The organism is Mycobacterium sp. PTI7 (assembly GCF_056679845.1).
Genome location: NZ_CM155252.1, coordinates 4,574,228 through 4,590,064, shown reverse-complemented (window position 1 = coordinate 4,590,064; position 15,837 = coordinate 4,574,228). Strand labels below are relative to the sequence as shown.

Below are 15,837 nucleotides of genomic sequence, written 5' to 3'. Positions count from 1 at the left end.
GGCCGCGCTACTTCGCCGGCGGTCCCGGTTCGGGCTCGTGGTACTCGGTGACCAGGTCGAAGTGCTCGCCGTGCTCACCGGCACCGGTGACCACCGCGCGCTCCACCAGTTCGGTGCTGCGGCGGTCGAGGGTCACCAGACGGTCGGTCCGCAGGTCCCGGTAGAGCGCCACGCACAGCAGCACCATCACGAACACGAACGGCACCGCCGCCACGATCGTCAGGTTCTGCAGACCGGTCAGGGCTTCATCGCCGCCACCGCCGATGATCAGCATGATCGCGGCGACCGCCCCGGTGAGCGCACCCCAGAACACGACGGTGCTCTTGCGCGGGTCGTGCGAGCCCTTCTCCGACAGCGAGCCCATCACGATCGATGCGGCGTCGGCGCCCGAGACGAAGAAGATCGCGACCAGCACCATGACCAGCACGCTGGTGATGCCGGCCAGCGGCATCGTGTCCAGCAGCCGGAACAGGGCGCCGGTGCTGTCGACCGCGCCGTCCGCGTCCACCATGTCGCCGACGGTGCGCTGGCGGTCGATCGCGGAGCCGCCGAAGACGGCGAACCACACCAGGCTGACCAGGGTGGGCACCAGCAGCACGCCGGTCACGAACTGGCGGATGGTGCGGCCGCGGCTGATGCGTGCGATGAACATGCCGACGAACGGCGTCCACGACACCCACCACGCCCAGTAGAAGATCGTCCAGCCCGACAGCCAGGCTGCGAGGGCCTCGTCGCCGTTGGCGTCGGTGCGGGCGCTCATCGCGACGAAGTCCCGCACGTAGTCGCCGAGTGCGCTCGGGATGAGGTTGAGGATCAGCAGCGTCGGTCCCGCGACGAAGACGAACACCGCCAGGGTGAGCGCCAGCACCATGTTGATGTTGGACAGCCACTGGATGCCGCGGGCGATGCCGGAGACGGCCGACAGGATGAACGCGACGGTCAGCACGGCGATGATCGTCACCAGGATCGGGGTGCCGATGGTGCCGACCCACCCGTTGAACTCCATGCCCTGGCCGATCTGCAGCGCGCCGAGGCCGAGCGACGCCGCGGACCCGAACAGGGTCGCGAATATCGCGAGGATGTCGATGACCTTCCCGGCCGGACCGTTGGCGCGGTCACCGAAGAGCGAGGTGAACGCCGCCGACAGCAGCCCCGGCCGGCCCTTGCGGAACATGCCGTAGCCGATCGCCAGTCCCACCACCGCGTAGATGGCCCACGGGTGCAGTCCCCAGTGGAACATCGTGGTGGCCATGGCGGTCTGGAAGGCCTCGTCGGTCTGTGCCTGACTGGTGCCGGGAGGCGGCGTGACGAAGTACGTCAGCGGTTCGGCGACGCCCCAGAACATCAGGCCGATGCCCATGCCCGCGCTGAACATCATCGCGATCCACGACGTGGTGCGGAACTCGGGTTCCTCGTCGTCGGCGCCCAGCGGGATGCGGCCGTACTTGCTGGCGGCCAGCCACAGGACGTAGATGACGAAGAAGCTCGCCGCAAGGACGAAGAACCAGCCCAGGCCCTTGATCAGCGAGTCCTTGGCGCCGGACGACACCGTCGACAGGCTCTCGGTGCTGAGCAGGCCCCACAGCACGAAACCGATCGCCAGCGTGCCGGTGACGCCGAACACGACCCAGTCCCTGCCGGGATTGCGATCGGCGGGCTCGACGCGGTTGGTGATCGGCGCCAGCGGGTTGTGCCCCACCTTGGGCTTGACCTTGCGTGCGCTCGGGTCCGGGTCCGCAGCGGACGCGCCTGCGGTGTTCACGTCCAGTGACATGTCGATTTCCTCGCCTCGTCCGTCGGCTGTGGGCGCACTGCGCTCGTGTGCGTATTAGACAGCACGAGCGTGTCACGTGCTGAGCGAATGACCAAACCGGTCCGTCGGGGACCGGTTCGTATTCGCTTGTCAGACAAGGCTTGCGCCTGCCTCACCCGGTGTGTCCGAGTCGGCGGCTCACGGCTGCGGCCGCAGCCGTGGCCATTTCGGCCACCACGTCGAATCGAATGGTCTCCAGCCGGTAGGCCGGACCCGAAACGCTGAGTGCCGCAACTACTTTGCCGGTGCTGTCGCGGACCGGCGCGGCGACGGCATTGAGGCCGATCTCCAGTTCCTCACGCACGCTGGCCCACCCGGCCGCACGCACGCCCGCCAGCTCGGCGCGCAGCGTCGCGAGGTCGGCGATCGTGTGCGGCGTGAACGTGGTGAGCGGGACGTCGACGAGGTCGTCGACCTCGTCGGGCGGGAGGTCCGCCAGGAGGACCTTGCCGCTGGACGTCGCGTGTGCGGGGCAGTTCTGGCCCACCCAGCTGCGCAGCGTGATCTCGGCGGGACCGTGCGCCTCCACGACGTTGATGATGCGGTCGTCGTCGAGGATCGCGAGGTTCGTGGTCTCGCCGCACTGCGTGGCGAGCCGGTCGCAGATCGCCTGACTCTCCTTGGCCAGATCCATCCGGGCGCTGGTCGAGCCGGCCAGCCTGACGATCGCGAAGCCCAGCCGGTACTTGCCGCGCTCGGAGAGCTGCTCGACGAATCCGCGCGACTCCAGCACCGCGATCAACCGGGACACCGTCGACTTGTGAACCCCCAGCTCACCGGCGATCTCGGTGACGCCGGCGGTGCCGAGTTTGCCGACGATTTCGAGGACGGTCAGCGCGCGATCGACCGATTGCACCGCAGCGACGGACTTCTCCATGGTCCGGCCAGTGTAGGCAATGGTGCTCGTCATCTAGTGGCCCCCCTTCCGTGCACGCGTCAGCCGCGCACCTTGTTTGCCACCCAATCGTGGAAGTCACCGATGTGATGTTCGGACGGAACCAGCACGCCACCTGCGCGGTAGGCGCGCGACGACATCGCCGGCTGGGTGCGCTCGCACGCGTCGAAGTCCTGCACGTTCACCCGGTGGAAGAGTTCGACCGAACGCTCCAGGTCCATGCCGCGTTCGACGACGTCCGGGACGTACAGCCAGTCGCACTCCACCACGGTCCGGTCGGCCGCCATCGGGTACATCCGGTGGAAGATCACGTGGTCGGGCACCAGGCTGATGAACACGTTCGGTCGCACCGTGATCGCGTAGTAGCGCCGGTCCTGCTCGGGCGACACGGTCGGGATCGGATCCACGCCCGCGCTGCCGTCGATCGTGAACCCCTGCACCTGCTCACCGAACAGCGCACCGTGGCCCACGAAGTACTGCGCCGCCAGACCGTCGGCGAACTCCGGCAGCACCTCGGTGAGTTCGGGGTGGATCGTGGCGCAGTGGTAGCACTCCATGAAGTTCTCGATGATGAGCTTCCAGTTGGCCTTCACGTCGTAGACCACCCGGCGCCCCACGGCGAGTCCACCGACGCCGTAGTTCTCGACCGCGTCGGCGGCGCCCAGGCGCGCGCTCACCGTGCCGACGACGTCGGTCTCGAACGACGGCGGCTCGTCGGCCAGGCACACCCAGGCGTAGCCCAGCCACTCGCGCAGCGCGACCGGGACGAGGCCGTACTCGGTGCGGCTGATCCGCGCCCCGTTCGCGTCGGTGAGCGATCCGAGATTCGGTGCGGCCTTGAGCTTTCCGTCGAGATCGTAGGTCCACGCGTGGTACGGGCACCGCAGGTGGCGCTTGACGGTGCCGGCGTCCTCGGTGCACAGCATCGCACCGCGGTGGCGGCAGACGTTCAGGAAGGCGTTGAGCGCACCGTCGCGGCCGCGGACCACCAGGACGCTCTCGCGACCCACCTGGACCTTGCGGAACGCTCCCGGGGTCGCGAGGTCGGCGCCCCGGGCCGCGCAGAACCACATCTGCTCGAAGATGCGGTCCTGCTCGGCCTCGAACACGCCCTGGTCGCAGTAGTACTTGCCGCCCAGCGTGGGCACCAGGGTGCTCGCGGGGCGGGGGTCGTCGATCGTCGTCATGTCGTCACCAGCCGGCGGGGGTCGAAGAGTCCAATGGGATGGGTGGTCGCCCCGTCGGTCGCGAGATCGGCGAGGACCTCACCGACCACGGGGACGAACTTGAAGCCGTGGCCCGAGAACCCGCACGCCACCGTCACGTTGACAAGGTCGGCGGGCCGGGTAATGACGAAGTGCTCGTCGGGGGTGTTGGAGTACATGCAGGTGGCGGTGTGCACCGCGGGGCCGTCCAGACTCGGCAGCAATTGCGTGACGCGGGAACGCATCTCGTCGATCTCGGCCGCGTGCACGGTGCGGTCGATCGTCTCGGGCGTGCACACCCGGCCGCGGCGGAAGAACGCCGTCTTCACGCCGCCGTCGGGTCCGTCGATGGCCGGGAAGCCGTAGATCTGCTCACCGGACTCGTTCTCGTTGATGTAGATGGGGTGGTCCACGAACGGTCCGACGCCGCCGCGTGCCTCCAGCCAGTACAGCACCTGACGCTCGATCGTGATCGGAATCCCCAACGCGGTCAACAGCGTCGGCGCCCAGGCGCCCGGACACACCACCAGCTGGCCCGCGGTGTAGGTGCCTCCGGCGGTGGTGACGCGGACCCCGCGCGGGCCGTCGGTCCAGTCCAGCACCTCCTCGCCGAACCGGAGGTCGGCACCCTCGCGGGCGGCGAGGTCGAGGTGCGCGCGCACGGTCGCCTCGGGCCGCGCGAACCCGGCGTTGGCCTCGTACAGCGCGACGTCGCCGGGCGCCGGGGTGAACGTCGGGTAGCGGCGGCGGATCTCGCCGGCGTCGAGCATCTCGTGCGGTAGCGACCACTCCTGGGCGGCGCGCAGACTGCCCGCGACGGTGAGGCTGTCGGGCGGTCCGATGAAGAGTCCACCGGTGAGGCGGTGAACCTCGACACCGGTGTCCGCGGTCAACTCGGCCCACAGCTCGTAGGCGCGCAGCAGCAGCGGCACGTACGCGGGATCCTCGAAGTAGGACTGCCGGATGATGCGCGAGCCGCCGTGGCTCGACCCGCGGTCGTGCGCCGGCGTGAACTTCTCCAGCCCGAGCACCCGCACGCCCCGGCGCGCCAGGTGGTACGCCGCCGCGCTGCCCATGCCGCCCAGGCCGACGACGATGACGTCGTATCCGTTGTCGCTCATCGGTGCTCGATTCTCTTCGCGCAGGCGCTCATCGCCTTATCAGCTTCATCTCGGGATCCACCACCGGTTCCTCGTGCACCGTCGCGCCGTAGGTCTCGGTCAGATAGTCGACGGACACCGCATCGCCGACCTCGACGGCCGCAGGCAGCCACGCGTAGGCGATGCAACGGCCGATCGTGGCTGAGTAGCCGCCGCTGGTGACGTAGCCGATGACGGCTCCCGAGCCATCCCGCACGGGTTCCTTGCCCAGCACCACGGCATTCGGTTCGTCGAGCACGATGCTGCGCAACGTCGTCGTCGGCGGAGCGGCGGCGTCCAGGGCCGCCCTGCCCAGGAAGTCGCCCTTCTTGGCCGACACCGCGAAGCCGACGCCCGCGGCTGCGGGGTGGTGCTCGGTGGTCATGTCGGTGCCCCAGGACCGGTAGCCCTTCTCCAGCCGCAGGCTGTTGAACGCGATCCGTCCCGCGGCGATCGCGCGGTGCTCGCGGCCCGCGTCCCACAGCAGGTCCCACAGCTTGGCGCCGTGTTCGGCGGATGCGTAGATCTCCCAGCCGAGTTCGCCGACGTAGGACACCCGCATCATCGTCACGGGCACCGGCCCGATGAAGGTGCGGATCGCCTTGAAGTAGCCGAACGCGTCGTGGGAGACGTCCGCGGCGCACAGCGGCGCCACCAGGTCGCGGGCCAGCGGACCCCAGACGCCCACGCAGCACGTCCCGCCGGTGACGTCGCGCACCGTCACCCCCGACGTGGGCAGGTGCCGCGTCATCCAGTCCAGGTCGAGGGGCCCGTTCGCGCCCACCTGGAAGAGGTCGTCGGCGAGTCGCGCAACGGTGAGATCGCTACGGATGCCGCCGGTCTCGTCGAGCATCAGGGTGTAGGTGACCGACCCGGTCCGCTTGTCCACGTTGTTGGTGGTGAGCCGCTGCAGGAAGGCGCACGCGCCCGGCCCGCTCACCTCGTAGCGGGTCAGCGGCGTCATGTCGTAGAGCGCCACGTGTTCGCGCGTCCACCGCGCCTCGGCGATCGAGATCGGCGAGTAGAACCGCCCCGACCAGTCGTCGCGTTCGGGGAAGGCGACGCCCTCGACGGCCAGCTCGGCCATCAGCGGCGCATTGGCCTCGTACCAGGCGGGCCGCTCCCAGCACGCCCCCTCGAAGAAGAACGCGCCCAGCTCCCGCTGGCGGGCGTGGAACGGGCTGACCCGCAGGTCGCGCGGATCGCTGCGGTACTGGTGCGGGTGCAGGATGTCGTACACCTCGACGAACGCCTGGGAGCTGGTCGTCATGATGAACTCGGGGCTCTTGGCGGGCTCCTCGAACCGGTAGAGGTCGCACTCATGGACGTCGGTGGCGGGTGCGCCGTCGAGGATCCACTCCGCCATCGCCTTCGCCACGCCCGCCGAGTGGGTCACCCAGACCGCCTCGGCGACCCAGAAGCCGGGCAGGTCGCGATGCTCACCCATGATGGAGAGCCCGTCGGGGGTGAACGAGAAGATGCCGTTGAAGCCCTCCTCGACCTTCGAATCAACCAGTGCGGGAAGCAGTTCGGCACTGGCTGCCCAGCCGGGCGCGAAGTCGTCGTCGGTGAACGGCAACATCGACGGCATGGACTGCCCGCCGGTGTCGTCCAGCAGCGTCGCCATGTCCACCGGCATCGGCCGGTGGCCGTAGTAGCCGATCCCCAGGCGGTCGCCGTGCTCGCGGTAGTACAGGTCCTGGTCCTGGTGGCGCAGAATCGGCAGACGGCGCCCGCCCCCGGTGTCGTCGTCGCCGCGCAGTTCGGCGAGCTGGCCGGTCTTGGCGTACTGGTGGGCCATCGGCACCAGCGGCACGGTCAGGCCCACGCGGGCGCCGAGCTGGGCGCCCCAGAACCCCGCGGCGGACACCACGACGTCGGCGGGGAACTCCTCGCCCGCCGCGGTGCGGACGCCGACCACCCGGCCGCCTCGATCGAGGACGTCGACCACCTCGTGGTTGCCGAGGAAGCGCGCCCCACGCGACGCCGCCCGCTCCGCCTGGGCCGTCGCGGCGCGCAGGGCGACGGCCAGCCCGTCGGTGGGGGTGTGGAAGCCGCCCAGGATGCGGTCGGCGTCGAGCAGGGGATGCAACCGGGCGCAGCTCGCCGCGTCGATCAGTTCACCGGGGATGCCCCAGGACGAGGCCCAGCCGTGGCGGCGGTGCAGCTCGACCCAGCGGGCCTCGGTGGTGGCCACCTCGAGGCCGCCGACCTGGTCGAACGCGTCGAGGCCGACGAACTTCTCGACCGTGTACCGGGCGAACTCGGTCATCGTCTTGCTGCCGTTGGTCTGGAACACGAGGCCGGGCGCATGCGACGTCGAGCCGCCGGTGGTGAACATCGGTCCGCGGTCGAGCACGGTGACGTCGGTGCACCCGCGTGCGGTCAGTTCGTCGGCCAGTGACGTGCCGACGATTCCCGCTCCGATGACGACGACCTTGGGGTGGGTCATGAATGCAACTCCTGTTGCGTCTTGTGCAACCAATGCGTGATGCGCAACAGTATGCGGCCGTCGTCGGGCGGCCGCAACACCTCGTCGGGGGTGAGTTGCGGGCTAGTTGCGCGGGGAGTCGACCAGGCCGCGGAGGATGAGGTCCAGCCCGTCCTCGAACGACGCTTCCAGCATCAGGGTCTGCAGGTGGCCGGCGACCGACTCGGTGTGCGGCGCGTTCGCCGCGGGCAGCCTGTCGGGCAGTCCCTCCCACGCCGCCAGGTCCGTGACCTGCACGTTCGCGGGCAACGCGGCGAAGGCCGTCTCCAGCATCGCCTGGCCGAGTAGGAAGTCGGAGATCGCGCGGAAGCGTCGGGCGGCGTTCGGTTCGTCGAACCCGCCCGCGCGCAGCAGGCCGATGGTGATCTCGACGGCGCGGATCTCGTTCGGCAGCCCCGTGGTGCGGGCCGCTGTGGCGAAGCCGACGAGGGGGAATTCGCGGGTGTAGACGTGGTGCAGCGCTCGCGCCAGCGTCCGCAGCGACTCGACCCAGTCCGCGTCGGGCGCCCATCGGTCCAGCGCGATGCCGATCATGCGGTCGGCCACCGCGCGCAACACGTCGTCGATGCCGGGGAAGTACCGGTACAGCGCGGTGGGGTCGGCACCGACGGCGGTGCCCAGCGTGCGGGCGCTCAGCACCGCGGCGCCGCGCGTCTCGATCAGGTGCACCGCCGCGTCGACGAACACCTCGCGCGACAACTCGATGCCGGTTCGGGTCCGCCGCCGCCGTCGGCCCGCCGCCGGCTGCCTACCCGGAGTGGTCACTCCGCCAGCTTATGTCAACACCGTTGACGTTATGTCGGGGATCGCAGAGTGTGGCGGGCGGAGGAGGCAGCGTGGACCTGAACGGGACGAGTGTGCGGCGCATCGAACGGATCCCCGGTGTCGGCGGGCACGTCGATTACCACGTCGATGTCGACGCTCGCGAGGTCCAACGGCGGCTGGTGTTCAGCGGCAACATCTTCGTGGGCCCCGTGGTGGTCACCGGCGACGACGACGACGGCGGCCGATGGGACCGGGTGATCGACGAGCCCCGCCGGTACGGCGAGTTCGCGACGGCCGACTGGATCAGCCGTTTCCTCGACCACCACCGCTGAACCGTTCGCGCAGCGTGTCGGTGAGGAACTTCGACGCCGACACCGGACGGAACTCCCGCGCGGCGCTGGTCAGCGCCTCAACTGCAGCACCGCTCAACTCGACTTCGGCGGCCGCGACGTTGAACTCCAGCTGTTCCACACTCGAGGCGCCGGGGATGGCCACGACGCCGGGCTGGCTGATCAGCCAGGCGAGCGCCACCTGCGCGGGACGGGCGCCCACGTCGTCGGCCACGTCACGCAACGTCTGCAACAGCGGCTCGGCGCGGCGCAGGTTCTCGGTGCCGAACAGCGGATTGAGCGCGCGCACGCCGCCGGGGCGGTTGTCCGGGCCGTACTTTCCGCCGAGCAGCCCCTGCGCGAGCGGACTGTAGGCGATCACCACGCGGTTCTCCCGCTCGGCGAACGGGACCAGGTCCTTCAGCGCCCGCGGATGGGCCAGCGAGAAGTGCACCTGGTTGCTGATCACGGGCCTGCCGAGCGCAGCATCCGCCTTCCGCCATCTGTCCAGCGAATAGTTGGAGACGCCGACCGCACCGATCGTGCCGTCGTCGAGCAGGTCCCGCATGCCCGGCATGATCACCGAGTCGGGGACCAGCGGGTTGGACTGGTGGATCTGGTACAGCGGGATGTGGTCCACGCCCAGTCGCCGCGCGCTGGCCCGGGCGCGCTGCCGGACCACGGCGGGCAGCGGCGCGACCGGCATGATCTTGCTGGCCACCGCGACCCGGCTGCGCTCCTCGCCCAACGCCTCGCCGAGGATTCGCTCGCTCTTGCCGAGGCCGTATACCTCTGCGGTGTCGAACAGCGTGACGCCCAGCGCGAGCGCCCGCTGCACGATCTCGCGCGCGGGTCCTGACGCGTAGTCGTCGCCGTACCCCCACTCGCGCGAGCCGAATTGCCAGGTCCCCAGGCCGATGCGGCTCACCTTGCCGATTCCGGCCACGTCGAGAAACTTCATGACCTCCACGGTACGGTTTCGACACGGGGACCGTGGGGTACAGCAACCCCTGCGCTGCAGACCAGCCGGCGTCGTACTTGTTAGCCCCGACCCGGCCCTAGGTGGTAACCGTGCTCGACATCCCCCGCGCACTCAATCCGTTGGACATCGCGCTCGCCGCGACCCGGATGTACTCGACTCTCCCGGTCGTCGGAAAGCACCTCGAACCGTTCGCCGGCCTCACCGCGATGGCCCTCTACGGCGGTCACTACGCGCCGGCCGCGCTGAAGGCGGCCATCAGCCGTCGCGCCGGAACCGGCGCCGAGGTCCAGGTGCCGGTCGAGGCGCCCGGTGAGGACGTCGAGGTCGAGGACATCCACGGCAGCCTGGTGCCGCCGTTCGTGCGGTTCCGTGCGCAGAAGCGCCGGTACCTGCACCGGGGTTCGGTCCGCTACGGCGACCACCCCTCGCAGCTGCTCGACGTGTGGCGCAGGCCCGACCTGCCGCCGAACGCGCCGGTGCTGCTGTTCGTCCCCGGCGGCGCATGGGTGCAGGGCACCCGCGTGCTGCAGGGTCACACACTGCTGGCACACCTGGTCCGCAAGGGCTGGGTCTGCCTGACCATGGACTACCGCGTCTCGCCGGTGCACCGGTGGCCCCGCCACGTCGCCGACGTCAACGCGGCCATCGCCTGGGCCCGCGCCAACGTCGACCGCTTCGGCGGCGACCGTGACTTCGTCGCGGTCGCCGGCTGCTCGGCAGGTGGCCACCTCGCCACGCTGGCGGCGCTCACCCCCGGTGACGAGCGATTCCGCGGCGAGCTGACCGACGACGCCGACACGTCCGTCGACGCCGTGGTCGGCATCTACGGCCGCTACGACTGGGAGGACCGGTCGACGGCGTCGCGCAGGAGCTTCCAGGGCTTCCTGGAGCACGTCGTGGTCGGCCGCAAGCAGTCCCGTCACCCCGAGGTGTTCGAGGCGGCGTCACCGATGGCCCGCATCCACGCCGACGCGCCGCCGACGTTGCTGATCCACGGCGAGCACGACGCCATCATCCCGGTGCAGGAGGCACGCGACTTCCACGCCGCACTCGGCGCGGTGTCCCGCAATCCGGTCCGGTACTGCGAGGTGCCGCGCGCGGGTCACGCGTTCGACCTCGTCGACACGTCCCACGCACGGCGGTGCGCCACCGAGGTGTCGAAGTTCCTCACCTCGGTGCGCGCGAGTCACGCCGAGCGTGACGCCGTCGTCGCCAGCTAGTCGGTCAGCCAGATCGCCCCGTCGCGTACCTCGACGGGGAAGGTCCGGAGCTTCACGGCGTTGCCGACGGCCTTGAACGCGGCCGAGTAGGGCTTGAATCCGAAGATCCGGCCCTTCGGCCCGGCGACCATGGCCCCGGTCCGAACGTCGAAGTCCGCTCGGTGCCAAGGACATTCGAGGCAGCCCTCCTCGGTGACGCGGCCGCGCCCGAGCTTGGCGTACTGGTGCCGGCAGACGTTGCTCGTCGCGAACGGGACGTCGTCGGGGGTGACGCCCACGGCGAGGACGCCGTGCGCGTCGGTGTCCACCTCGATGACGCGGCGGTCGTCCAGGTCGTCGAGCGCCACCAGACGCCGGCCTTGGGCGCGGACGGGATGGTCGTGGGTGACGGGGGGCAGGATGCTCTTGGTGTCGACACCGCGGCCGTGCGGATCGTTGCGGAGGTTCATCGACCCCCGATACCCCCGCCCAGAGGCCCGAAACCGGGTTTGACATCCCGCGACGCGGCAATCCGCATCGCATGCGCATCGTCATCACCGGAGCATCCGGCAACGTCGGGACCGCCCTCCTTCGTCGGTTGACCACCGCCGCGGATCCCCACGAACTGATCGGCGTGGTGCGCCGTCCGCCTGAACCGACCGGCGTGTATGCCGGCGTCACGTGGCACGGTGTCGATCTCGCCGAGCCCGCGGCGGCCAGTGAACTCCGCTCGATCTTCGAGGGTGCCGACGCCGTCGTCCACCTGGCGTGGGGATTCCAGCCCACCCGCAACACCGAGTACCTGACGAAGCTGGGCGTCGGCGGCACGTCGGCCGTGCTGAAGGCGGCGCACGCCGCGAACGTCGGTCACCTGCTGCACATGTCGTCGGTGGGCACCTATGCCGGCGGCCGCTACGGCGAGCGGGTCGACGAGTCGTGGCCGACCACGGGCATCCCCTCCTCGGCGTACAGCCGGGACAAGTCGGCGGCCGAGGCCGTCCTCGACGGGTACGAGAACGAGTACGGCGACGAGGGCGTCGGCATCACCAGGATGCGGCCCGGGTTCATCGTCCAGCGCGCCGCCGCGAGCGGTCTGATGCGCTACGCACTGCCCGGATGGGTTCCGATGCAGGCGGTTCCGCTGCTGCCGCTGCTGCCGCTGGACCGCAAGCTCTGCATCCCGCTGGTCCACGCCGACGACGTCGCCGAGGCCTTCACCAGCGCGATCGAACGGCGCGCGACCGGCGCGTTCAACCTCGCTGCCGAGCCGCTGATCAGCCGGTCCGACGTCGCAGAGGTGTTGGGCGCAAAGCAGATTCACGTCCCGTCGGGGCTGCTCGGCAAGCTCGTCGACGTGAGTTGGCGCCTGCGCGCGCAGCCGATCGACCGTGGCTGGCTCGACCTGGCGTTCAGCGTGCCGCTGCTGGACTGCTCGCGGGCCCGCACCGAACTGGGCTGGAATCCGCACTGGACGTCGGTCGAGGCGCTCGCCGACGTCATCTCGGGCGTCGCCGAGGAGGCCCACGCCGACAGCCCGCCGCTGCGTCGGCGGTCGATGGTGGAGCAGCTCCACCGCGACCTGACCGAGGGACTGATGACCACGAGGCACCTGCCCTGACCGACGTCGCCGAGCGGGTCGTCGTCGTGGGCGCCGGCCCGTGCGGCCTCGCCATCGCCCGCCAGCTCGGTCACCGAGAGGGCATCGACGCGCTCGTCGTGGACCGCGCGACCGCACCCGCATCGTCGTGGCGCGCCCGCTACGACGGGTTCCGGCTCAACACCTGCGGCTACTGGTCGCACCTGCCCGGCCAGCGGATCCCGCGTGCGGACGGTCGCTGGCCGTCGCGTGACGCGATGGTCGCCTACTTCGACGACTACGCGCGCCGGCAGCGGGTGCGGCTGCGGCTGGGCGTCACGGTGCTGCGGGTGGACGCGGACGGTGACCGGTGGCAGGTCACCACCGACCACGAAACCCTCAGTGCCGCAGCCGTGGTGGTCGCGACCGGCAACTACCACACGCCGGCCATCCCGCCGTGGCCCGGCATGGAGGGGTACGGCGGCGACCTGCTCCACTCGCAGGACTACCGCAACGCCGCGCCGTTCGCGGGCCGCGACGTGCTGGTCGTCGGTGCGGGCAACTCGGCCACCGACGTCGTGCTGCAACTCGCCCGCGGTGGCGCGGCACGCATCCCGATGTCGGTGCGGACCCCGCCGCACCTGGTCCCACGATCCGCTGCGGGCGTGCCCGTCGACGCGTTCAGTCCGGCGTTCGTCCACCTGCCGGCGCCCGTGCTCGACCGGGCCGCGGCGGTGATGCGGCGGCTGTGGTTCGGCGACCTCACCGACGCCGGGCTGCCGGTACCGGACCGCGGCATCTACACCGCACTGCTCGAGGACGCCCAGATCCCGACCATCGCCGACGAGCTGGTGCCGCTCGTCAGGTCCGGCCGGGTCGAGATCGTTTCCGCCGTCGAGTCATTCGACGGCGATCGGGTGCTCCTGGTCGACGGCACGTCGCTCGCCCCCGACGCGGTGATCGCCGCGACCGGTTACCTGCGCGGCCTCGAGCCCATGGTCGGCCACCTCGGCGTGCTCGACGGGGACGGCCATCCCACGTCGTCGCGACCGGGGCTATGGTTCTCGGGCTACGACGAGCCGCTCATCGGACCGCTGCGCGCGATGCGCAGACGATCGGGCCCGCTGGCGCGCGACGTTGCGCGTCACCTCACCGTCGCGGGCTGATCGGCCGCCTCGGCCTTGCGCTCGAGTGCCGTGCCCTCGATGTCGACGTCGGGCACGAACCTGTCGAACCACCGGGAGTGCGCCCACGCCTTGTCGCCGAGCATCGCGAGCACGGCCGGGATGAGGGTCAGCCGGACGACGAACGCGTCGAGGAACACTCCGACGGCCAGGGTCAGGCCGACCGACTTGATGATGGGGTCGCCGCCGGCGAGGAACGCGATGAACACGCCGAACATGATCAGCGCGGCGGCGGTGACGACGCGGGCGGACAGGCCGACGCCGGTGCGGATCGCCTCGAGGGCGTCGTCGGTCTTGACCAGCTCCTCCTTGATGCGCGACACCACGAACACCTGGTAGTCGCTGGACAGCCCGAAGACGATCGCGAGCACGATGATCGGGAGGAAGCTGATGGTCTCGCCGGGTGTGACGCCGAGAAGGTCGGCCGCCCAACCCCATTGGAAGACGGCGACCTGGACGCCCATGGCCGCGAACACCGACAGCAGGAACCCGACGATCGACGTGATGGGCACCAGCGCCGCACGGAACGCGACCGTCAGCAGGACGAACGCCAACCCGACCACGACCACCAGGAAGATCGGCAGCGCCGCCGCCAGTTTGTCGGACGTGTCGATGTTCGACGCGGTCGTGCCCCCGACCTGGATCGTGGCGCCGGTGCCCGCGGTGATCGCGTCGCGGTCGGCACGGATGCGCTTGACCAGGTCGGCCGTGGCGGTGTCGTTGGGGCCGGTCTCGGGGATCACCTGGATGACGGCGGCACCGTTGTCGGCCATGGCGGGGGCTGCGGTCACCACGCCGCTCTCGCGGGCGATGTTCGACGCGATCGTCTGCACCGCAGCCGGATCGGACGACCGAGAGGTGTCGGCGACCACCAGCAGCGGGCCGTTGAAGCCGGGACCCATGTGCTCGGCGGTGATGTCGTAGGCACGTCGCGAGGTGTTCGACTCGGCCTGTGAGGCGCCGCTCGGCAGGCCGAGGTGCATGTCGAGGGTGGGGAGCCCGATCAGGATCAGCCCGGCGACGCCGGCGAGCAGGACGGGCCTGCGGTGCGCGACGACGGCGCGGGCCCACTTCGCGCCCATCGTGCGCTGCGGCGTGTACGCGGCGACCTGGGCGACCTCCTTGGCGCGCCCCGGCTGCAGCGGCGTGGAGATGAACTTGGCGATCCGGCCGCCGGCGAAGCCGAGCAGCGCGGGCAGCAGGGTCAGCGCGATCAGCAGCGCCACCAGGACCGAGACCGCGGCGGCCAGGCCCATGTAGGTGAGGAAGGGGATGCCGACAACGGCGAGGCCGCAGAGCGCGATGATCACCGTCAGCGCCGCGAACACGACGGCGCTGCCCGCGGTGCCCACCGCCAGGCCGATGGACTCCTCGCGCGGCCGCAGCAGTAGCAGGTTGGTCCGGTACCGGTTGAGGATGAACAGCGCGTAGTCGATGCCGCACGACAGGCCGAGCATCAGCGCCAGCGACAGTGCGGCCGAGGGCATCTCGACGAACGCGGCGACCGCGAAGATGCCGAGTGCGCCGATGCCGACGCCGACGCATGCGGTGATGATCGGCATTCCCGCGGCGAGCAGGGAGCCGAACGTGACGACCAGGATCAGGAAGGCGACTGCGATGCCGATGATCTCCGGCAGCTCGGGGACCTCGACCTTGTACCCGGGGAACACGCTGCCCGAGTACTCCACCTGGACGCCGGCGGCGACGGCCGGCGCCATCGCCGTCTCGAGCTCGTCCAGCGCCGCGTCGTCGACCTCGCCGGGAGGCGCCCGCCACTGCACGGTGCCCAGTCCCACGCGGCCGTCGGGCGACGCCAGCCGGGTCTGGGCCGGACCGGCCGCGATCGCGACGTCGGGGATCTTGCCGACCTCGGCGACGGCCTGGTCGATCGCCGCGGAGGTCGCCGGGTCGGCCAGCGTGCGGTCGCCGGTCGCGGCGAACGTGACCTGCGTCTGTGCGCCTCCGAACGCCGGCAGCTTCTGCTGCAGCTGCTCGACGGCCTGCTGGGACTCCGTGCCGGGGATGCTGAAGCTGTCACTCGGCTGGCCGCCCAGGCCGAGGCTCGTCCCGGCCACGGCGACCAGCGCCGCGAGCCACGTCGCGAGCACCAGCCACCGCTTGCGGTAGCTGAATCGTCCGATGGCGTAGAGGTAGCGCGACATGACGCCTTCATGCCCGCTCGGCGCCGGCCTAAGCCTGTGACGTTGCTTTCATCGGCGCCTCGGGCTTGGTTAGTGCACTAACCATTCGCGTACTATG

General features: G+C 70.4%; 13 protein-coding genes. 4 read left to right on the top strand and 9 right to left on the bottom strand.

Features of this window, described 5'->3' with window-relative positions; all coding sequences use genetic code 11:
- Window positions 1-7: 7 nt before the first annotated feature.
- From AC1MEY_RS22135 to AC1MEY_RS22110, 6 genes are all read right to left on the bottom strand, one after another.
- Entirely contained in the window at window positions 8-1,774 is a 1,767-nt protein-coding gene (locus tag AC1MEY_RS22135) for a BCCT family transporter (protein ID WP_480227528.1), read from the bottom strand.
- A gap of 151 nt (window positions 1,775-1,925) precedes the next feature.
- On the bottom strand, window positions 1,926-2,723 hold the full coding sequence (locus AC1MEY_RS22130) for an IclR family transcriptional regulator (protein ID WP_480227527.1): 798 nt from the start codon (window positions 2,721-2,723) through the stop codon (window positions 1,926-1,928).
- Between the two features lie 26 nt (window positions 2,724-2,749).
- A complete protein-coding gene (locus AC1MEY_RS22125; protein WP_480227526.1) occupies window positions 2,750-3,895 on the bottom strand; it encodes an aromatic ring-hydroxylating oxygenase subunit alpha in 1,146 nt (381 codons plus the stop codon).
- A complete protein-coding gene (solA, locus tag AC1MEY_RS22120) occupies window positions 3,892-5,034 on the bottom strand; it encodes an N-methyl-L-tryptophan oxidase (RefSeq protein WP_480227525.1) in 1,143 nt (380 codons plus the stop codon). The genes AC1MEY_RS22125 and solA overlap by 4 nt, the downstream gene beginning before the upstream one ends.
- Window positions 5,035-5,062: 28 nt before the next feature.
- Complete coding sequence (locus AC1MEY_RS22115; protein WP_480227524.1) at window positions 5,063-7,504, bottom strand: GcvT family protein; 2,442 nt, start codon at window positions 7,502-7,504, stop codon at window positions 5,063-5,065.
- A 102-nt stretch (window positions 7,505-7,606) separates the two neighbouring features.
- Window positions 7,607-8,308, bottom strand: a complete 702-nt coding sequence (locus AC1MEY_RS22110) for a TetR/AcrR family transcriptional regulator (RefSeq protein WP_480227523.1) — start codon at window positions 8,306-8,308, stop codon at window positions 7,607-7,609.
- 71 nt (window positions 8,309-8,379) lie between these two features.
- On the opposite strand from AC1MEY_RS22110, the gene AC1MEY_RS22105 reads away from it, so the two are divergent.
- Window positions 8,380-8,640 (top strand): hypothetical protein, encoded by a 261-nt coding sequence (locus tag AC1MEY_RS22105; RefSeq protein ID WP_480227522.1) that lies wholly within the window; start codon window positions 8,380-8,382, stop codon window positions 8,638-8,640.
- Here the strand turns inward: AC1MEY_RS22105 and AC1MEY_RS22100 are convergent.
- Window positions 8,612-9,598 (bottom strand): aldo/keto reductase, encoded by a 987-nt coding sequence (locus AC1MEY_RS22100; RefSeq protein ID WP_480227521.1) that lies wholly within the window; start codon window positions 9,596-9,598, stop codon window positions 8,612-8,614. The genes AC1MEY_RS22105 and AC1MEY_RS22100 overlap by 29 nt on opposite strands.
- A gap of 167 nt (window positions 9,599-9,765) precedes the next feature.
- Here AC1MEY_RS22100 and AC1MEY_RS22095 point away from each other — a divergent pair, with 167 nt between their 5' ends.
- On the top strand, window positions 9,766-10,839 hold the full coding sequence (locus AC1MEY_RS22095; RefSeq protein WP_480231617.1) for an alpha/beta hydrolase fold domain-containing protein: 1,074 nt from the start codon (window positions 9,766-9,768) through the stop codon (window positions 10,837-10,839).
- On the opposite strand, the gene AC1MEY_RS22090 is transcribed toward AC1MEY_RS22095, so the two are convergent.
- On the bottom strand, window positions 10,836-11,288 hold the full coding sequence (locus AC1MEY_RS22090) for a Rieske (2Fe-2S) protein (protein WP_480227520.1): 453 nt from the start codon (window positions 11,286-11,288) through the stop codon (window positions 10,836-10,838). The genes AC1MEY_RS22095 and AC1MEY_RS22090 overlap by 4 nt on opposite strands.
- 71 nt (window positions 11,289-11,359) lie before the next feature.
- On the opposite strand from AC1MEY_RS22090, the gene AC1MEY_RS22085 reads away from it, so the two are divergent.
- Window positions 11,360-12,436: an NAD-dependent epimerase/dehydratase family protein gene (locus AC1MEY_RS22085; protein WP_480227519.1), complete on the top strand. Its 1,077-nt coding sequence runs from the start codon at window positions 11,360-11,362 to the stop codon at window positions 12,434-12,436.
- Between the two features lie 26 nt (window positions 12,437-12,462).
- Window positions 12,463-13,560 (top strand): flavin-containing monooxygenase, encoded by a 1,098-nt coding sequence (locus AC1MEY_RS22080; RefSeq protein WP_480227518.1) that lies wholly within the window; start codon window positions 12,463-12,465, stop codon window positions 13,558-13,560.
- Here AC1MEY_RS22080 and AC1MEY_RS22075 read toward each other — a convergent pair.
- Window positions 13,539-15,740 carry an MMPL family transporter gene (locus AC1MEY_RS22075; RefSeq protein ID WP_480227517.1) on the bottom strand — a complete coding sequence of 734 codons (2,202 nt, stop codon included), beginning with the start codon at window positions 15,738-15,740 and terminating at the stop codon, window positions 13,539-13,541. The genes AC1MEY_RS22080 and AC1MEY_RS22075 overlap by 22 nt on opposite strands.
- Window positions 15,741-15,837: the final 97 nt, after the last annotated feature.